Source organism: Desulfobacula phenolica, assembly GCF_900105645.1.
GTDB lineage: Bacteria > Desulfobacterota > Desulfobacteria > Desulfobacterales > Desulfobacteraceae > Desulfobacula > Desulfobacula toluolica.
Genome location: NZ_FNLL01000001.1, coordinates 211,188 through 229,279, shown reverse-complemented (window position 1 = coordinate 229,279; position 18,092 = coordinate 211,188). Strand labels below are relative to the sequence as shown.

Genomic DNA, 18,092 nt, shown 5'->3' with positions numbered 1-18,092 from the left:
TCTTTATAACGGAACATTATTTTTTTATCAGTACATGGAAGCCGGTTAAAATCCGGTGCTGCCCCGCAACTGTAAGCGGAATACACCCTGCAATAACCACTGAACAATACGTTTGGGAAGGTGCGGGGAGAAAGTTTGAGCCGCAAGCCAGGATACTTGACTGATAGAACAAATAAACCGTCTTAACCGCGGGGAAAAGAAGGTATGGATATATTTGACAGGAATGCATCTATGCCTTTTGATATTAATATCAGCAACAAATCAAAACTGATCATAATCTATGGATTTCTACTTTTAGTCGTTGCAGCAGTTTTTTTCCAGACCCGGGGACCTTCCGCTTTAAAAAATGAATACTCCTGGACAAACAAGCTAAACTCCGCCTCTTCAGGCCCGTTAACAGAAAATATTGTCAACTCTGCCCTGGCAAATGTCCTGGACCCTGAACTCCAGCTTAATATACTTGAACTTGGTCTTATCTATAAAATGAGCATAATTGACAGAATGGTAAATATTGTCATGACTCTTACCACACCGACCTGTCCTTTTTCACAAACATTTATTGAGGGAATCAAGGATGAATTGTTAAAAATCCCTGAACTTGAAACAATCAATCTAAAGCTCACCTTTGATCCGCCCTGGACCATCAACCGGCTGGCTCCCGAAATACGGGATCAGCTTCTTGGTTTAGGTCAGGCACCTGATCACATTCACAACGAATGAACCAACTAACTGCCGCAGGCAGACCCGGCCATTTCATACTATAATCCGGTCTCCTTGGTTTGCCCGCAGCAAAATATACAAATTGCTGTTTTGATTTTTTTAAAATTTTCATACACAAAGGATTTACCATGGTATCGTTTCTGGAACCTGCAACAAATGGTTTTCTGCTGGGAATTGCCACAGGCCCGGCCTGCTTTACTTCCTGTGTACCCGTGCTTTTTTCCGTAACCCTTGCCAGGGGGCAGATCAATTCACGATCCTCCACCTGGAGTTTTCTTTTAAAATTCATAGGGGGTCGCTTCATTGCCTATCTTGTTTTTGGCCTTGCCATAGGCCTGTTGGGTGAAGCTTTGGGCGCTTATGGATTCAAGACAGGTGCCTGGGCCACCATTGTCCTTTCCGTCCTTCTTATTGCCTATGGCATGGGCGTAAAACTTCCTCATTTCGGCATGTGTTCCCAGGCAAACAAAATCGGTAACACAAATTATTTCCCGTATGTATTGGGAATCCTTACAGGACTTAATGTTTGCCCGCCTTTTCTTTTGGCCATCTCCTATTGTCTTCAAAAATCAGCAAACCCCTTGTTCGGAGTTCTGTTTTTCCTGGCATTTTTTCTGGCCACCACCCTCTATATACTCCCCTTGGGATTCATGGGAGGTTTATCCGGGCGCAAAAATTTTGCCCTGCTTGGCAAAATTGCCTCCATTGGCGTTGGAATCTTTTTTTGTTGTAAGGCAATTTCAATTCTGGGGCTTATTTCATGAAACAGTTAAGTTTGTTTTCAAAACCTTTAATCAATAACCAAAGCATTAATATGAGGAGGAAGGCAATGGAAATTGCAGCTTTTTATCTGGTTGCATGTCTGTTTATGGCTATTTCCGCAGCACTTTCCGGCACACAATGGAATGAGGCCAACGGCGTAATGGAATATCTGCGTCTGATCTTTTTGACCAAACCCGTCATTATCCTGCTCACTGTTGTGATTTTTATTTTAAGTGGAATTCTGGTTCAGATCGGCAAATTTCACTTTAACCTTTCTTATTATGAGATATCCATTATCTGGCTTGCCACATCATGGGTATCCATAACCACACTATGGTTTATAAGCGGAATAAGGCCCTCCTGGACGGAATTCATTGGTATTGTTTTTTGTCATATCGGCCTTGGGATATCCACTATTGCCCGCATATCAAATTAATCATGGAGCAATAAGACATTGAGAACAATAAGACATTGAGAACAAGTAGATATTGAGAACAAGGAGGCATAGAGACCACGAAGGCCTGGTCAGCCAAAGCAATGATTGTGCAGTATATTCAGGCACAAAAACAATTAACCAGTTTTTAATTTTTTTGGAGGAATTTTTTATGGATGAAAAACTTAAAAAGCACATACTTATAGGCTTATGGGTTGTATTTGCCGTATCCATAGTATGTTTTTTTGCATCAAAGCTTAATATTTACGCTCTGTTTGCAATCATGCTGTCTGCGGCCGTTGCCATGGGCTGGTGGAGCATGATGTTCAAGATTACTGAAAAAATGCGAAAAATCGGAATCATATCCATGTCAAGCTTCTGGACAATTATCGCTTTTTTCATGTTCTTTCCTTTTCCCGCACCTCAAGCACCCAACTATATCAAGGGCGAAACCCACAGGTTCAGCGAAATGAACCATGGATTTGGAAGGGCTCTGATGGGGGTTCTCGGCCCTCAAGTAAGCAACAGCGGTCTTGTATACACTGACGAAGAGACCATCAAGTCCATTGACAACCCAAATTTTTTAATGAGCCTTCCTTTGTCAAGGTCGCTTTTTGGTTCAACAATATTGACGGATGCACTCAGGGCGAATGATCAGATAATGGGGGAACCCGTTAAAGTTCATAAATATCCCTGGACCAACTGGGAAGGGGCACACCGGGAGAAAAAACTCGGCTGGAACAAAGGGGATGTTCTGCTGGGAAATGTTGCGGGAAAACTTGGCTACAAAAAGGCGAAATACACTCCCGAAGAAAATGCCATGATGATAAAGGAGATTGGATTATGGCTTGGTTCAGAGGATGTGGGTATCTGTAGAATGGACCCCAGATGGTTTTACTCACATGATTTCATGACGGCGGGAAACCCCCTTCCCCTGGATCAGGTTAAAGAACTCAAATACGGCATTCAGGTGTTCACAGATCAAAGATGGAGAAGGGTCTTAAGTGATCCGGGCTTTTCATGGTGGAGCATCACAAAAAGCGGCCAGGCTTATAGCACCAGCGCATTTATTGCTATACGTCTTGCCCAGACATTAAGGGATATGGGATATGCGGCACGAGTGGGTCATGGAGGTATAAATTATGAAACCATTGAAACACCCTTTTCCGTCTATTGCGGCCTTGGTGAATACGGCCGGCTCAGTGATGCGGTTGTACCAAGCGTAGGCGGCTTAAGATTTAAATCCGCCACCATTCTTACTGATTTTCCAATGGCAGTTGATCCTCCCCGTCAATCCTATGGTGTAACAAGGTTTTGTGAACATTGTGACCGTTGTGCCCGTTCCTGCCCGGTCAATGCAATTCCCATGGGAAAAAGAACCATTGAGAACGGAATTGAGATGTGGCATGTGGACAAGGATAAATGTGTCCGTTTCAGGGTAGGCAATCTAAATGGCAACTGCTGCAACGAATGTCTTAAATCCTGCCCTTACAACAAACCAGCCACGGCTTTTCATCTTATGGGCAATTACATGCTCAAACATTCATATCTTGCTCCTTACCTTTTTGGAAATGTCAACGGTGTAGGGCTTGAAGACTGGCTTGATTACCAGTACGGAACTGATTCAAAACAATTTGGCACAAACCGCCCGGCAAGATGGCTGCTTGAAAACCCAGGTCATAAAACCAAATTTCCACGAAAAATAGGAAGCTATATCTATACTGAAGAAGACAGAAGCCCTGATGAAGAATGGGCAACAGGTGTGGGAGCTAAAATGGGCAAGGTCGGCATACGCTACAAAGGCATTGAATGGGGAGAAATTCCCGCCCACCTCCTTGATGAAAATGGAAGGAACCGTAACATTCACTGGGATATTCCTGATAAAGAGACTGACAAGGATCTTAAGGAAATTGGAGAAGTTTTGACAAAAGAGGAAGCCGAGCGTCAGCTAAAGCAAGGAAAAGCTTATTCCGGAGGCTGGTATAAACAAGACAAAGATGTTTATCCGCCAAGATCAAAATATGAAAAAGGGACCTGGTCTTATAAACAAGCTGCAGACGACTGGGTAAATGAATAAAAAAATTTAACAAGGAGTTATTTATGTCTCTAAAAATAGGTTCAAAGGAGCTGTCTGTGAGTCTCACATGGATTGAGATGTGGGGATGGTCAGTGGTTGTCGGAATGCTTTTGTTTGGACTATGGGGCTTTTACGATGGAATTGAAGTGGGAAGCCTTCGGGCAGGATGGCGATTCATGGCCATGTTTTTAATATTCTCAGCTCCGGGCCTTGTAACCATGTTATTTTTCAAACCCGAAAAAGAATAGTGTCCGGACCATGAACAAGGCTCCCCGAGAAAGAAACCCGCGACCTTGGAAGAAGTTTTGCAAAAAAAACAATTTGCAAATCTTGAGTTGCAGTGTCCTGAGCCGGGGAGCCTTATGAAAAATACCATGGTTGAACAAGGATAATCAAATTTAATTAAAATATCAGCAAACTTTTCATGGAAACCAAATAAGTTAAAGGAAGTTATCCATGCTGATCTGTAAAGGAATTTACATATGAAACCGGGATGGAAATGGTTTGAATTAACAAGCTTTTTATGCCTCATTACGATAGATGGCTTGTTATTGGTTCTTACCACCATACTTTTCTCAGAAAAAATGAGCAAGGGAGTTATCATCAGCTCTATTGCATTGATAAGCATGACAGGGGTCACCTATGGTTTTATCAGATTAAAACAAAGAGGTGCATTTGAGAGCAAAAAAATACAAAAAATTATGATCACCGGCCTGGGTCTGTTCTCCATATTCATACTGGCTCTGTTCATTCCGACCCAGAAGAGCACGGGATCAAATTCCTTTGGTTCAACTCAGATAAAGGCAAAACAGGATCGTTATGATGCAAGACAGCAACCAGGATCAGAGCTTTACGCCGATATGAGTATGGCTCTTCCCTCGGATCAGCTGACCCTTTCCATATATGATATCTGTGTCGGCAAGGTTTCCCATAAGATAAACAGGGATGGAAAACCAGACCAGACCAGAATAAAGGTGACCAATGAAAAAATTTTAACAGAGCATATCAAGGACCAGGCCAAGGCTCTTGGAGCCAGGATGGTTGGAATCACACAGCTTGACCCCACCTTTGTTTTTACAAATGATCACAATGGCAACCCCATAAGGCTTACCCACCCCAATGCCATAATAGTGGGTAAGGATATAAGATATAAGCTTGCTGCTCCATCAGCACCGCTTCCCTGGGAAGAACTTTACTCTTCCATTCCCGAAGAGCTTGCTGCTGCCTTGTCAGGCCGGATGATAAAGACTTCGGAAAAGATACCCGCCAAAGAGCTGGAGAATTTAAAAGAAACCATGAGATTCTTTTCCGAAGGAGGAAAGACAGCAGTCGAACTTGCAAGATTTATAAGGGGAATGGGATATTCTGCAAGGGCACATTACTCAAGGTGGAGCGAAGTCCAGATTGTTCCCCTTGCCATAAAAGCAGGTCTTGGAGAGCTGGCGAGAAACGGCATGATCATCAATGACAAAATGGGGCCAAGGGGTTCATTTGCAGTTGTTACAACCGATCTTCCCCTTGTCTTTGACAAGCCTGTGAAACTGGGCATAAAAGAATTTTGCAACATCTGTAAAAAATGTGCTGAATATTGCCCCACAAAGGCCATACCATTTGGCAAACCCCAGCTTGTAAGGGGAGTCTTAAAATGGCCCATTGACGGAGAAAAATGTGGCAATTACCTTGTGTCTAATCCTAAATGCATGGCCTGCATAGGTTCCTGCCCTTATAACAAACCAGACAATATCCTGCATAATGCTGCAAACTTCATGATTTCCAGAAGATCCTGTCTTACCAATTGGCTCATGGTAAAAATAGATAACCTTCTGGGATACGGTGAAATGGCTGCCCCAGACCCCAAATTTCTTAAAACAGTTAATCAGGGTTAAAAAATGAAAGACAAAAAACAAGAGACCCGAAATTTCATCTTAAAATTAAGCAACAGCAGACATGCCGGCCTGGTCTGGCTCGTCATGGCAGGTATTGTTGCCGGCTGCGGATTCAATATTGCTTTTGGCACCTTTGCCCTGGACATGCAGGGAATTATGGGAGGAGCCATAAGCGGAATTCTGATCCATTCCATGTCATAAATAACAGCCATGGCAGATTGATCTGCCATAACAGAAAATAAAAGAGATTTGATTCTAACAGGTTAGAAGTTCTTTCATAATAAATATTAAAGGAGATTTAATGATTGATCTTTTTTTGGAAAAAATACCCGATTTGATGATCTTAAGTGCCGGGGCATATATCTTTATTTTAAGTCTTTTAAGAGACATTGTTCCCGGAAAAGAAAGAGGCCGTGCCATGACCACGCCCATGTTTTTCAGTCCCGAAACATTCAAGAATAATTGTTGTGCAATGGATTGTTATGCACTGGATCTGCCGTTTAAAGTCCTGCTTGAAGACCAGACGGCAGTAACTGCATATGTAGGCACCTGCAGCCTCTGCATGGGCAAAATCACAAAAGGCGACATGGTGAGTATTGACAGAACCGGTCATCATCTGCGGGCAAAAAAAATCAGCTCAGGAAAAAAATCATGACAGGTATTATTTCACTGATATTGTTCTTTTTGATTCTGTTATCATCTTTCAGGCAATGGATCCGGCAGGATGTTCTGCCCCTTCAATCTGTACTGGTACTTGGTTCCATAGCTCTTGTTGCCATGGCCATGATCTTTAAGCCTGAGTTCAGAATATCACAGTTTTTTTCAGCAGCAACGCTTCATCCCATTACAGCTACCCTGGCCGGATTTTTACTCGCAGGCTCCGTGGATGCGGCAGGAGGGTTCAAGGCAGCCGCAACAATACTGACAAAACTATCCCGGGGCAGGATACTTGGACTTTCCGGCACCATTATCCTCCTTGTAAACATTCCCACCATATTTGCCATGCCCTGCGGCAGAATATGGGCAGCCGCCCTTATCCCCGCCACCATCATGTTTGGTATAGAAGTGGCGCGCATGCAAAACAGACCCTCCATTGTGCCTGCCGTCGTGTTTGGACTCATCGTCAATGCTGCCGCTTCCTGCGGTCCCTCTCCTCTTGGCGGCATCGGCATGATCGTTGAAGGAACGGCAGGATACAATCTGCACTCTTTTTCCAATTCACAGCAGATATCCATAATGGTCATCACGATTCTCACCATGTTTCTGGTGGCTTTTTTTTCAAGAATAAATATTAATCCGGATAAATTTCAAACAGATCATCAAAAAGGCAAAGCGCTCCCCGATTCTGCGTATTTTGCATTTTTCCTTTATATGATAGGCCTTGGCGCGGTTTTTATATTTGAACCTCCCATACCCATACAGACCGTGCTGCTGATTATGACCATAATGGTCATGATAGTTGGCAATGTCGGATTTAAAAGTCTTGTTGCCGGCATTATTATCCATCCTGTAACGGCTATGGTTGCAGGGTTTATGATGGCAGGGGCACTTCTTGTGACAGGAGGATTTGATGCTTTGACATCCCTTCTTGTCTGGTTTGCCGCAAATACGCCCCTGGGATTCATCGGAGTGGGGGTAATTCTGGTCTATATCCCGGTTATTTTCCCCATGCCCTGCGGAAGGATTACCGCAGCAGCACTGCTGCCCGGAGTTATAATGTTTGGTACGCAAGTCAGCAAAAGCACCGGGATTGAACATTGCCTTCCTGTTATGCTGGTGGGCTTTGTCATTTGCTGCGCAGCCTCATGCGCTCCTTCACCCTTGGGGGGAATAGGAGGCATAGGCGAAGGAAATTTAAGGCTCAAAAGCGGTATAACTGCCAATGCCCTTCAAATCAGTATCCTTTTGGGAACTCCTGTGGCCGGGCTGATAGTGGCAGGCATAGGACTTACATCCAATCTGTTTTTAACAGGAGAAATGATTGTATCCATCTGCTTTGGTATCATCTGCGGAATATTCACAAACATTCTTACCGGTTATAAACCCCACAAACCAGGTGGCATTTTAGGGGGGACAATTGTGGGTGTCCTTATAATGGTGCTGTAATGAAAAAAAAATTTATTCATATCAATGTGTTCTGCTATCTTTGTATAGCAGCCTTTCTTGCCATAACCATAACCACATCCATAAAGTCAGGATATCCCTGGGCCACAACCTGTTATAATTGTGTCTTAGGAAGGCAGATTTGTCCTTTGGGAATAGATCCCTATGGTTTTATATCGGCTGCCATCACCAATGATCCTGAAATTTATGTGGATGCAACAAATATAAGGATGAGACTCGGCAATGCAATTGATATTGATCCTGAAATGATTTTAAGGCTTCCTGATAAATCCCTTATTACAGCCAAACAATTAGCCTTGATAAAAAAAGATATGGATTATGAAGTAACCACTTGTCGAATAAAGGTTAAGGATGCTGCAACCTTTTGTCCTCTTTGCGGAAATTGCGACAGGGTCTGCCCCATTAATTTACCTGTTTTAAAAATAATCAAGGATTTAAAAGATGATGGAAAATTCTAATCTTAAAAGAAAACGATCTTTTGCAGGAGTTTTGCTTTTACTTTTATTTGTCGCCATAGCAGGAGTGGTATATGTTTTTCAAACCGATCTTAAACAAATATTTCCCGGCACCTATCCTGGGGTTGTGCCGCCCATTCAGGCAAAATTTTCCTTTTTAAAGGATCGGATCAAGATACAATTATCCAGAGAACCTTCATCAGACCGAATCGTTGTATTTGCATATGATGAGGCTGATCGCCAGGTGGCCATATTAAAACCCATTTATGACCGGGTGGTGAAAATTATGCCAGGTGATCTTGCCGACTTTCGTGTTGATTTTACAAAAGGGAAAAACCCTGGATTTGAGGTTTTTAAAAAAGCCAACAATCTCATGGAAGAGGTGAATTTTTTTGACCTTATGCTTGCTGCAAAAGCCGGAAATTTAAAATTCGGGGTTCAAGAATGCCTTTATCCTGCGTGTTCCATGTGTGTATCTGCCTGCCCGGTCATTGCAAACGGTGTCATAACCATGCCAAGACTTGAAGACGGAAGAATACATCCGCTTATCCACCATGGCGGATGCCCAAGATCCGGCAAGTGTTTTACCCTGTGCAAAATGGGGGTAATCTATAAAACAGATTTAAGGCTCAGTGTGAAACCCGATTTCCTTGATAAAGGCAATGAAGACTGGTCTTATTTTGACAAAGCAAAGGGAGATGAAAACTAATGTTTCTGGCTCTGTATACATCCTGTGTGATCATCTGTATCGGACTTCTCATCTGCTTGATTCTATTCCAGATAATCAAGAAAACCCCCCAGGTGATTCTATGCACTGAATGCCGTCAATGCATGGCGGTCTGTCCTCTTTTATCCAGGGGGTGCAACCCCATGGAAATTATGCTTGGTGCCAAAATCAATATGCTGGATAAAACCATGAAAAATGGCGGATATCTTTGTGTTAATTGTAAAAAATGCCGGCAAGCCTGCCCAAGGGGGCTTGCCCCTTTTGAAGAAGCCCAAATGTGGAAACTCAGGTCATCGTGGTATAAACAATCAATTAAGGGAAAAAAAATAAAAGCTGCCTAGGCAAATAGCCATGGCTTAATATCAATGTTTAAAGGATGGAAAATGAAAAAAATCAAAAGACAAACCAGATTTATTGCTGCAATGCTTATCATGCTTTTTTTTGTTGTTACCGCCCCTGACACTCATTCAACTGATCAGGTGCAGAATCTTGAGCAGGATTCAAAAATAGTTGCCAAAGTCAATGGTTCGCCCATTTTTAAGTCAGAGTTGGATCTGGAGCAACAAAGTCTTATCACTCATCTTCTGGGCCTTGGCAAGGCCGTACCCAAAAAAGACGAACCCATGATAAGAAACAGAGCTTTGGAAAGCCTTATAAATGCAGAAATTCTCTATGCTGCAAGTCTTAAAATGGGCTATGGAATTGAAAAAGAGGCTATTGACAAAGAGATACTAAAGGTAAAAAAACAATTTCAAAATACAAATGATTATGAAAATATGCTTAAAAGCATCGGCTTTTCAGAAAACCAGTTAAGAAATCATTTCGAAAAAGGCCTGGCAGTAAAAAAAATTGTTGAACAAAAATTTGAAAAAAACATTGTTGTTGAGGAAAAAGACATCCTGGAATATTACAAGAATAATCCTGAAAAATTTAACCGGCAAGAAGAGGTGCAGGCCAGTCATATTCTAATCAAACTTGATGCCGATGCAAATCCTGCACAAAAAATAAATGCAAAAAAAGAGATTGAAAAAATACTCAGGCAGATCAATGAAGGCAAAGATTTCGCCACTCTGGCAAAGGCTCTGTCCCAATGCCCCAGCAGCAGTGAGGGCGGAGATCTTGGCTTTTTTAAAAGAGGGGTCATGGAAAAAAGCTTTGAAGATGCAGCCTTTGCACTAAAGCCCGGCCAGATAAGCGGTATTATATCCACAAGTTTCGGGTATCATATTATTCATGTCACAGGCAAAAAAACAGGCAGCACAATTTCTCTGGAAGATTCAGCCAAAAGAATCAAGACACATTTGACACTCCACAGATCCAAGGCCCTTATGAATGAATTCATAAAACAGCAGAGACTTGAAACAAAAACAGAAAAAATCCCTGAAAGCCTCTGAATATATTGAATATCACAGCAAATATCAATCGTATGCCATGGAGATCTTACGGCTTAATGTTCTGGTTCAAATGAAAACTATTTTCAAGGTCGTGCTGATTCTTGAGCTTTTTCAATCGCCAGACTGTTACGGAATGAACAATTTGCAAATTTTATCACAACATGCAGTTGTCCATTACAATAGGTATTAGCACATGTGGCAGTCTTGCGAAAATATTTTTAGTTCTGTAACAGCTTGTCGAGCATAGTTTGAGCCATAAGCCAATACGACACGGTCGTCTTCCTCTTCTGTAATAAAGTTCACATAAACACCGGCAAAAACATAGGCACAGATCCAACGGGGAGGCACAGGCCACGTTTCAGATGCTTTCAAACGGTATATGCTTCCTGATAAAAATGATGCCATTCAGGGGGAACCAAAGCAGTTCAACAGGTGCAACCTGAAGATGATAACTTCTTAGAGGATAAAAAAATTAGGATAAGCTATTGAAATAAAAGAAGAAAGTTAATGGGGTGAGTGACGGGATTTGAACCCGCGGCCACCAGGGCCACAACCTAGTGCTCTACCAACTGAGCTACACCCACCGCAAAAAACTTTCCTTAATTAACAGAACCTGATCTGTTTTTCAATACTTTTTTCATGCAACTGAATTCAAATACCGATTTTTTATTCTATCAAAGAAATTCCCATGCCATACCAAGACCATATTTTACATTGACCTTGACGTGTTGTTTGACTATTATTCCTGCGTATAAATATTTTGTTAAAGGAACTTTATTTATGAATGCACTTTTAATATTTTTAGTCAGGCTTATTTTAGGCCTTGTCTTCGGCATTATCCTGACCCGACTGTTCAGGCCGGATTGGGAAATTTACTACGGCGTTGTCACAGGACTCATCCTGGTCGGTCTGGCATATGGCATGGCTTTTTTCAGAAAAAAGAAACCAGAATAAAAGTTAGGATTTTTATACCATTGGAAAAAAATATCATCTTAGGAACGGCAGGACACATTGATCATGGAAAAACAAGCCTTGTAAAGGCATTGACAGGCATTGAAACAGACAGGCTCAAAGAAGAAAAGGAACGGGGCATTACCATTGAACTGGGGTTTGCCTCTCTTGATCTTCCCAATGGGCAGCATATCGGTATCGTGGACATGCCGGGCCATGAAAAATTTGTAAAAAATATGGTGGCAGGTTCCAGCGGGATTGATGTGGTCACAATGGTTATTGCTGCAGATGAGGGGGTTATGCCTCAGACCAGGGAACACATGGAAATCTGCAACCTCATGGGGATTGAGCATGGCATGATTGCCCTGACCAAAACCGATATGGTGGATGAAGACCTGTTGGAACTGGCCCTTGAAGACATCAATGATTTTGTGCAGGGCACTTTTCTCGAAGACAAACCCGTTATCCCTGTTTCATCCGTCACACATGAAGGGCTTGATCAATTCATAAAAACTTTGGAAGAGATCTGCAGCAAACTTCCTGAAAGAAAATATTCTTCCATCTTCAGGCTGCCGGTGGACCGTGTATTTTCAATGAAAGGATTTGGCACCGTGATAACCGGGACCCTGACCTCGGGCAGCATCAATGTCGGGGACGATATCATGGTTTATCCCAAACAGATTGTCTCCAAAGTCCGGGGAATCCAGGTTCACAGCTCAGGTGTTGATACGGCCGGTGCGGGTACGCGGACCGCCATTAATTTCCAGGGACTGGACAAAGAATCGGTCAGCCGGGGAGATATCCTGTCCACACCCAATACCTTGATTGAAAGCTATATGGTGGATGCTCATTTTCATTATTTAAAAAGCAATGCAAAACCGGCTAAAAACAGAACCAGAATAAGATTTCATTCCGGAACCAGTGAGATACTGGGATACATGATACTGCTTGACAGAGAAGAGCTGTTGCCCGGAGATGAGGCCTGTGTTCAGTTCCGCCTGGAGTCCCCTGTCTGCTGTATCAAGGATGACCGATATGTGATCCGAAGTTATTCACCGGTAAAAACAATTGGCGGCGGTGCCATATTAAATCCAGCCTCCCAAAAGCATAAACAGCTGGATAAAACCGTAATCCAGGGACTGGAGAATCTTCTTCTGGAAGATCAGGAAGAGACTGTTTTGTTTTTTCTCAGTTTAAAAGGATACCAGGGCCTGTCTTTTGCCCAGCTTCGTGTCATGACCAATATCCCGGACAAGAAACTGGCGGCAAATCTGCAGAAACTGCTTGCCAAGCAACAGGTTGTCCAGACTGACAAAGACAGGCAGATTTATGTGAATGGTGCTTTTTTTGATAAATTCAAAGAAAAAATCATCCGGAAGCTTGAGGCCTACCATAACGATAATCCTTTAAAAGAAGGCATGCCGACCCAGGAGCTTAAATCCAAGTTCCAGTATATTGATGATGTAAAATTTTTTAATCTGCTTTTCACAAAATTGTCCAAGGAAAATCTGATAATTCTGGACAAAAACATTGTCAAATTATCCACTCACAAAGTGGCGCTCCAGGTGGATCAAAACAAAGTCAAAGACAAAATCAAGAAAATCTATCAAACGTCAGGGTTGACACCGCCCTTTTTCAGAACCATCTGCCAGGATCTGGATCTGGATAAAAAGACGGCAACAGATGTTCTCCACATGATGATCAATGAAACATCCATTGTCAAAACAAAAGACGACCTCTATTTTGATGCCGAAGAGATCACCAGGCTTGAACAGCGGCTGATTAAATTCTTAAAAGACAATGAATCCATCACCACACCCGAGTTTAAAGAGATGACCGGAGTGTCCAGAAAATATGTCATCCCTTTGATCGAATACTTTGATACCGTCAACCTGACCATACGGGTGGGCGATACACGGCAGTTAAGACGGAAAGTTTAACAAAAACTCTAATAAAAATCCTACAGGATTTTTTCGGCAAAGGCCTCAACAATACTGTCCAGATGTGCCCTGCCCTCAAGGGTAAGGGCAAACCTGCCATCCTTAACACTCCCAAAAGAAGATTCAAGGATATGGTCCAGAATATCCTTAAACCGGGTTTCAAAGGATACGCAAAAAAGGGTTGTAAATTTTTTCAGATCCAGGCCTTCAAGGGTACGAAGCCGAAGCATTATCATCTCAATCATGGTCTGCCTGGAGGTGAGAGTTTCCCGGTCTTCAACAGGAAGCCTGCCTGAACAAATATCCTTTATATAGGCGTCAATGCTTCGATAATTCCAAGACCTTGTTTTTTTATCATAAGAATGTGCCGCAGCCCCGAACCCGTAATAGGGAATCATATCCCAGTATTTTGAATTGTGTTTTGAACGATTCTGCCGGCCTTTTGAGAAATTAGAAATCTCATAATGGTCATAGCCGGCTTCCCCTAAAAATTGAGAGGTCTGTTTAAACAGAACTGTCATATCAGACGTGCCAAGAGGCCGGATCACACCTTTTTTCAATTGTTCATGCAAAGGGGTGCCGGACTCAATGGTAAGCATATAGCAAGACAGGTGGGGCGGCATAAGGGTTACAGCCGTTTTCAAATCTTTTAGCCACGCTGTTTTTGTTTCAAAAGGAATCCCGTAAATCAAATCCATGCTGATGTTGTCAAACCCGGCTTTTCCGGCATAGTCAATCGCGTTCCTTGCCTGACCGGCTGTATGAATTCTGTTTAAAAATTTAAGCTTATCGTCATCAAACGACTGAACACCTATACTCAGCCTGTTTATGCCGACGTTTTTTAACTCTCTGAAATAATTTAAGTCAACAGTTCCAGGATTAACTTCAAATGTGACTTCAACATCACTGGCAACGGAAAAACAATCCCCAATGGTCTGCAACAATGTTTCAACCTCTTTGGCACTCAGAAGCGAAGGTGTGCCGCCGCCAAAGTATATGGTGTCAATGGCGTCCTTTAACCCGGACCGTTTTTCAATCTCTTTTTGAAGGGCATTGATATAACCGGGTATCAATGAAAGATCGGTCTTTGAATAAAAATCACAATAGACACACTTTTTAACACAAAACGGGATGTGGATATAAATGGAGGTTTGATCACACAAAACGCTTCATCAATTCATCAATCACGGAATCAATATTTTCAGGAGTTACCCCGTAAAGAGTACAGGCCTTTTTTACTCTTTCAAGATGGGGGCTGTTATCCATATCATCAGGGCCCCTGAAAAATCCCATCCGCCTGCCGACCTGATATAAAATCCTCTTTTCAGGTTCAAGTTCAAAAAAACGGTCGATAATACCGATCATTTTTTCTTTATCTTCAGGCATTTTTCCATTAATGGTCTCAAACAAATTCAGAATATGATCACTTTTGATATAAGAATCAATCCCGTCAAGACTTTCAATCAACAGCCGCAGTTCTTTGGCCATCATGGCATCATTCGGTTTTTCAAATTCCCCGCTTTTAACCTCTTGGGCAAGGACGGTTCCATTCGTCACGGCCAGGGTTCTGATCCTGATAAAATCGGGATTAATGCTGTTGAGTGCAGACGCGGTTTCAAGGGCATGTTCTATGGAATAATCAATGCCGCCAAGCCCAGGCATAACATATTCCGACAATTCCATTCCCGCCTGTTTTACCTTCAAGCCAGCCTTGATATGAGTTGCTTTGTCAGCCCCTTTTTTAATTTTCTTTAATACAATATCAGATCCTGATTCCATTCCCACATGAATACGGTTTAATCCTGCATCGGCAATCCTCTGCAGATCATCCTGCTTGATCCGGGCAATGGTATGGCTCCTTGCATAGGACGTAATCCTGTCAACCTCTGGAAAACATTTTTTTATATGTTCAAGCACAGACACAAGATCATCAGGTTTCATGATCAAAGAATTGGCATCCTGTAAAAAAATGGATTTCATACCTGATGCATACCAGTTAATGGCGGCATTAAAGGCACCCCGATCTTTTTTGTCAAAATCATTGTACAGGGAATTTATGACCTGATTATCAACAAACCCGCCCGGTTTGACAATCTCTTTAATCTTTTGAATATAACTCTGCAAAAAATCAATATCCCTGGTGATATTTTCAACAGATCTTAAAGAAAATTTTCTTTTTTTATATACCCGGCAAAATGTGCAATTATTCCAGGGGCAATTACGCGTCAGCCTTATCAAAAGACTGTTTGCTTCACTGGGCGGACGAATGGGACCTTGTTCAAATCCTTTGTAATTATCTGTTTTTTTCTTTTTCATAGAATATATCTACCCGTCTTCTTATCAGTCAAAATTAATACTATCCCAAGTTCAGTCTCTTTATAAGCATTGGAATACTTAAAGTCAATTTATTCGGCCAAATCTTGAAACTTGGTTGTCTATTATGATACTTATCCATGGCATAAAATAATCAAACCACCCATTTGGGCACTGGCTCAGTTAAATAGGCATCCTATGTTGTTGAAAATATTAAATAAATTATTTTTTCCCATCATCCTCTTACTGGTGACTTTTGTTGATTAAAAGGATGACAACAAGAATCGAAACGATCATGGCCCGGCCTGTGGTCGGGGATAAATTGCTATCTCTGGAGACATTGCTGGATCTGCTTTCAAAGGCATATAGCGTTATTATAAAAACAAAAATAGCCCTTTACCGTACCGGGATGATGAAATCAAAAAAACTGCCCTGTTTTGTCATATCAGTGGGAAATATCACGGTCGGGGGCACCGGCAAAACACCCATGACAGTGTATGTGGCCGATCTTGTGCAGCAGATGGGATACAAGGTGGCCGTGATCAGCAGAGGCTACAAGGGTAAATTCGAGCAATCGGGCGGTGTTGTCTGTGACGGCCATAAGCTTTACTGCACGCCGGAAGAGTCTGGTGATGAGCCTTTTCTGATCGCTCAAAGCCTCGGAGTTCCGGTGCTTGCAGGAAAAAACAGGTATGCCCTTGGCATAAAAGCAATCCAAAAATTTGATTCCCAGGTCATTGTCCTTGATGACGCATTCCAGCACATTAAATTAAAACGGGATCTTGATCTTGTTCTTCTTGATGCAGGACACCCCTTTGGCAATGGAAAGCTTATTCCCAGGGGGCGGCTGAGGGAACCTATTTCCTCCCTTGAACGTGGTGATGCCATTATTTTTACAAGGAGTGATGTAAAAAACTTAAAAAAATACGAACAACCCGTATTGAACAAACATACAAAAAAAACGCCTGTTTTGCGGACCTCCCATTACCCCCATATTTCCAAGATCGTTACTGGTTTAGGCCGAAAACTTGATAAAAAATCGGTTGAAGATTTTTTTGAAAAGAATCGCCAAAAACAGGGACTTCTATTCTCTGGTATTGCCAACAATATGGATTTCAGAAGAACCTGTGAGGCAATGGGCATGGGAATTGCCGGTCATCTTGAGTTTCCAGATCATTGCTGGTATAAACAGGAAGATATTACCATGCTTCTGGAACGGTACAAAAAAATCAGGGCCGATTTTATTGTTACCACCCAAAAGGATTATGTGAAGATTGCAGAACGGTTTGTGATCCCGGAACTCCTTGTTGTGGTTGGAGTGCAAATACGTTTCATGGGAGATTATGGGGAGGCGTTTGAATCGTTGATAAAAAAGAAAATACAATCATATATATAAGGGTGTTATGAGTATTGCTGACAAAATAACAAGCCACATCCTTTCAAGCTTTATGTCTATTCTTGGATTACTTTCCCCTTCCATGGGGCGTTTCCTGGGTAAAGTCCTGGGAAGAATCTGGTTTGGTATTGATAAAAAGCATAAAAGAATAACTCTTGACAGCCTGGGCCATGCCTATGCAGCAGAGATGGATTCCCATGCCCGGTGGTTACTGGCAAGGAGGGTCTTTGAAAATACTGCCACAATGCTGTTTGAGCATGCCAGATTTCACACCATTGATCCTGATGATTATTTTGATTATTTTGAGATAACGGGTCTTGAAAATTTTAAAGCCGCCCAGGCAAAAGGCCGGGGGGTAATCGTCTTTTCAGGCCATCTGGGAAACTGGGAATATGGATCAGCTCTTACCCGTTTGACAGGTGTAACGTTTTCGGTTGTCTACAAAACAATAGAATCTCCGGTCATGGAGAGTTATGTCAAGGCAAAAAGATCGTCTACGGGGTGTAAAATGCTTCCCCTCCATAATGCCCTTGATGACGTGTTTGAGACTCTTGCCAGGGGAGAGGCTGTCGGGCTGATCGTGGACCAGAATTCAAGAAAACGGCACCAAAGTGTCTTTGTGGATTTCTTCGGCCGCAAGGCCTCTGCAAACAAAGGGCTTGCAAGGATTGCCCTTCGCACCAACGCGCCTGCCGTACCGACTCTGACCTACCGGAAAAACGGTCGGCCCCACCTTGAATTTCTTCCTGAGATACCATTGATTAGGACCGGCAATGAAGAACACGATATCCTGGTAAACACCCAGGCCTATCATGCCGTTATCGAAGATTATATCCGGCAATACCCGGATCAGTGGTTGTGGCTTCATAATCGATGGAAAACAAGACCTCTGGAGGAGACTTAGATGCTTTTGA

The 18,092-nt window shown here is 42.5% G+C and carries 20 protein-coding genes, 1 tRNA gene and 1 riboswitch; of the genes, 17 read left to right on the top strand and 4 right to left on the bottom strand.

Going from position 1 to position 18,092, the window contains the following annotated elements; genetic code table 11:
• The first annotated feature begins 12 nt into the window (after positions 1–12).
• Positions 13–178: riboswitch (cobalamin riboswitch) on the top strand.
• Positions 179–204: 26 nt separating this feature from the next.
• The 13 genes from BLT94_RS00940 (at position 205) to BLT94_RS00880 (ending at position 10,578) form a co-directional block, all read left to right on the top strand.
• Positions 205–720, top strand: coding sequence for a metal-sulfur cluster assembly factor (locus BLT94_RS00940; RefSeq protein ID WP_092229548.1), 516 nt, complete (start codon positions 205–207; stop codon positions 718–720).
• A 128-nt stretch (positions 721–848) separates the two neighbouring features.
• Positions 849–1,484, top strand: a complete 636-nt coding sequence (locus BLT94_RS00935) for a sulfite exporter TauE/SafE family protein (RefSeq protein WP_092229546.1) — start codon at positions 849–851, stop codon at positions 1,482–1,484.
• A gap of 65 nt (positions 1,485–1,549) precedes the next feature.
• A complete protein-coding gene (locus tag BLT94_RS00930; protein WP_092229544.1) occupies positions 1,550–1,918 on the top strand; it encodes a hypothetical protein in 369 nt (122 codons plus the stop codon).
• A 169-nt stretch (positions 1,919–2,087) separates the two neighbouring features.
• A complete protein-coding gene (locus BLT94_RS00925; protein ID WP_092230074.1) occupies positions 2,088–3,992 on the top strand; it encodes a 4Fe-4S dicluster domain-containing protein in 1,905 nt (634 codons plus the stop codon).
• Between the two features lie 23 nt (positions 3,993–4,015).
• Positions 4,016–4,240, top strand: coding sequence for a hypothetical protein (locus BLT94_RS00920; protein ID WP_092229542.1), 225 nt, complete (start codon positions 4,016–4,018; stop codon positions 4,238–4,240).
• Positions 4,241–4,474: 234 nt separating this feature from the next.
• The gene (locus tag BLT94_RS00915; RefSeq protein ID WP_092229540.1) at positions 4,475–5,878 is read left to right on the top strand and encodes a reductive dehalogenase; all 1,404 of its coding nucleotides are present in this window, start codon (positions 4,475–4,477) and stop codon (positions 5,876–5,878) included.
• Positions 5,879–5,881: 3 nt separating this feature from the next.
• Positions 5,882–6,079, top strand: coding sequence for a hypothetical protein (locus tag BLT94_RS00910; RefSeq protein ID WP_092229538.1), 198 nt, complete (start codon positions 5,882–5,884; stop codon positions 6,077–6,079).
• Positions 6,080–6,179: 100 nt separating this feature from the next.
• Positions 6,180–6,533 carry a hypothetical protein gene (locus tag BLT94_RS00905; protein ID WP_092229535.1) on the top strand — a complete coding sequence of 118 codons (354 nt, stop codon included), beginning with the start codon at positions 6,180–6,182 and terminating at the stop codon, positions 6,531–6,533.
• Positions 6,530–7,984 (top strand): hypothetical protein, encoded by a 1,455-nt coding sequence (locus BLT94_RS00900; RefSeq protein WP_092229533.1) that lies wholly within the window; start codon positions 6,530–6,532, stop codon positions 7,982–7,984. Before BLT94_RS00905 ends, BLT94_RS00900 begins: the two co-directional genes overlap by 4 nt.
• Positions 7,984–8,460, top strand: a complete 477-nt coding sequence (locus BLT94_RS00895) for a hypothetical protein (RefSeq protein ID WP_092229530.1) — start codon at positions 7,984–7,986, stop codon at positions 8,458–8,460. Before BLT94_RS00900 ends, BLT94_RS00895 begins: the two co-directional genes overlap by 1 nt.
• The gene (locus BLT94_RS00890; RefSeq protein WP_092229528.1) at positions 8,444–9,166 is read left to right on the top strand and encodes an NADH-quinone oxidoreductase subunit I; all 723 of its coding nucleotides are present in this window, start codon (positions 8,444–8,446) and stop codon (positions 9,164–9,166) included. Before BLT94_RS00895 ends, BLT94_RS00890 begins: the two co-directional genes overlap by 17 nt.
• Complete coding sequence (locus BLT94_RS00885) at positions 9,166–9,525, top strand: 4Fe-4S dicluster domain-containing protein (protein ID WP_092229527.1); 360 nt, start codon at positions 9,166–9,168, stop codon at positions 9,523–9,525. The genes BLT94_RS00890 and BLT94_RS00885 overlap by 1 nt, the downstream gene beginning before the upstream one ends.
• Before the next feature lie 42 nt (positions 9,526–9,567).
• A complete protein-coding gene (locus BLT94_RS00880; protein WP_175530225.1) occupies positions 9,568–10,578 on the top strand; it encodes a peptidylprolyl isomerase in 1,011 nt (336 codons plus the stop codon).
• A gap of 186 nt (positions 10,579–10,764) precedes the next feature.
• Here BLT94_RS00880 and BLT94_RS00870 read toward each other — a convergent pair whose 3' ends face one another.
• Entirely contained in the window at positions 10,765–10,950 is a 186-nt protein-coding gene (locus BLT94_RS00870; protein WP_092229522.1) for a hypothetical protein, read from the bottom strand.
• A 136-nt stretch (positions 10,951–11,086) separates the two neighbouring features.
• Positions 11,087–11,162, bottom strand: a tRNA-His gene (locus tag BLT94_RS00865).
• Positions 11,163–11,358: 196 nt separating this feature from the next.
• Here BLT94_RS00865 and BLT94_RS21895 point away from each other — a divergent pair.
• Positions 11,359–11,532, top strand: a complete 174-nt coding sequence (locus BLT94_RS21895; RefSeq protein ID WP_175530224.1) for a hypothetical protein — start codon at positions 11,359–11,361, stop codon at positions 11,530–11,532.
• 20 nt (positions 11,533–11,552) lie between these two features.
• Complete coding sequence (selB, locus tag BLT94_RS00860) at positions 11,553–13,469, top strand: selenocysteine-specific translation elongation factor (protein ID WP_092229520.1); 1,917 nt, start codon at positions 11,553–11,555, stop codon at positions 13,467–13,469.
• Positions 13,470–13,489: 20 nt separating this feature from the next.
• On the opposite strand, the gene hemW is transcribed toward selB, so the two are convergent.
• Together hemW and BLT94_RS00850 are read right to left on the bottom strand one after the other, a co-directional pair.
• A complete protein-coding gene (gene hemW / locus BLT94_RS00855; RefSeq protein WP_092229518.1) occupies positions 13,490–14,632 on the bottom strand; it encodes a radical SAM family heme chaperone HemW in 1,143 nt (380 codons plus the stop codon).
• Positions 14,625–15,785, bottom strand: a complete 1,161-nt coding sequence (locus BLT94_RS00850) for a radical SAM protein (protein WP_092229514.1) — start codon at positions 15,783–15,785, stop codon at positions 14,625–14,627. The genes hemW and BLT94_RS00850 overlap by 8 nt, the downstream gene beginning before the upstream one ends.
• Before the next feature lie 256 nt (positions 15,786–16,041).
• On the opposite strand from BLT94_RS00850, the gene lpxK reads away from it, so the two are divergent.
• Together lpxK and BLT94_RS00840 are read left to right on the top strand one after the other, a co-directional pair.
• Entirely contained in the window at positions 16,042–17,178 is a 1,137-nt protein-coding gene (lpxK, locus tag BLT94_RS00845) for a tetraacyldisaccharide 4'-kinase (protein ID WP_092229512.1), read from the top strand.
• Between the two features lie 7 nt (positions 17,179–17,185).
• Positions 17,186–18,082 (top strand): lysophospholipid acyltransferase family protein, encoded by an 897-nt coding sequence (locus tag BLT94_RS00840; RefSeq protein ID WP_092229509.1) that lies wholly within the window; start codon positions 17,186–17,188, stop codon positions 18,080–18,082.
• Positions 18,083–18,092: the final 10 nt, after the last annotated feature.

Excerpts from the sequence above, each read along its gene's own strand:
- BLT94_RS00895 (WP_092229530.1), top strand. The coding sequence starts at position 7,984 with ATGAAAAAAAAATTTATTCATATCAATGTGTTCTGCTATCTTTGTATA.
- BLT94_RS21895 (WP_175530224.1), top strand. The coding sequence starts at position 11,359 with ATGAATGCACTTTTAATATTTTTAGTCAGGCTTATTTTAGGCCTTGTC.
- BLT94_RS00940 (WP_092229548.1), top strand. The coding sequence starts at position 205 with ATGGATATATTTGACAGGAATGCATCTATGCCTTTTGATATTAATATC.
- BLT94_RS00905 (WP_092229535.1), top strand. The coding sequence starts at position 6,180 with ATGATTGATCTTTTTTTGGAAAAAATACCCGATTTGATGATCTTAAGT.
- BLT94_RS00840 (WP_092229509.1), top strand. The coding sequence starts at position 17,186 with ATGAGTATTGCTGACAAAATAACAAGCCACATCCTTTCAAGCTTTATG.
- BLT94_RS00925 (WP_092230074.1), top strand. The coding sequence starts at position 2,088 with ATGGATGAAAAACTTAAAAAGCACATACTTATAGGCTTATGGGTTGTA.
- BLT94_RS00935 (WP_092229546.1), top strand. The coding sequence starts at position 849 with ATGGTATCGTTTCTGGAACCTGCAACAAATGGTTTTCTGCTGGGAATT.
- BLT94_RS00915 (WP_092229540.1), top strand. The coding sequence starts at position 4,475 with ATGAAACCGGGATGGAAATGGTTTGAATTAACAAGCTTTTTATGCCTC.
- BLT94_RS00850 (WP_092229514.1), bottom strand. The coding sequence starts at position 15,785 with ATGAAAAAGAAAAAAACAGATAATTACAAAGGATTTGAACAAGGTCCC.
- BLT94_RS00910 (WP_092229538.1), top strand. The coding sequence starts at position 5,882 with ATGAAAGACAAAAAACAAGAGACCCGAAATTTCATCTTAAAATTAAGC.
- BLT94_RS00900 (WP_092229533.1), top strand. The coding sequence starts at position 6,530 with ATGACAGGTATTATTTCACTGATATTGTTCTTTTTGATTCTGTTATCA.
- BLT94_RS00885 (WP_092229527.1), top strand. The coding sequence starts at position 9,166 with ATGTTTCTGGCTCTGTATACATCCTGTGTGATCATCTGTATCGGACTT.
- BLT94_RS00880 (WP_175530225.1), top strand. The coding sequence starts at position 9,568 with ATGAAAAAAATCAAAAGACAAACCAGATTTATTGCTGCAATGCTTATC.
- BLT94_RS00920 (WP_092229542.1), top strand. The coding sequence starts at position 4,016 with ATGTCTCTAAAAATAGGTTCAAAGGAGCTGTCTGTGAGTCTCACATGG.
- BLT94_RS00930 (WP_092229544.1), top strand. The coding sequence starts at position 1,550 with ATGGAAATTGCAGCTTTTTATCTGGTTGCATGTCTGTTTATGGCTATT.
- BLT94_RS00890 (WP_092229528.1), top strand. The coding sequence starts at position 8,444 with ATGATGGAAAATTCTAATCTTAAAAGAAAACGATCTTTTGCAGGAGTT.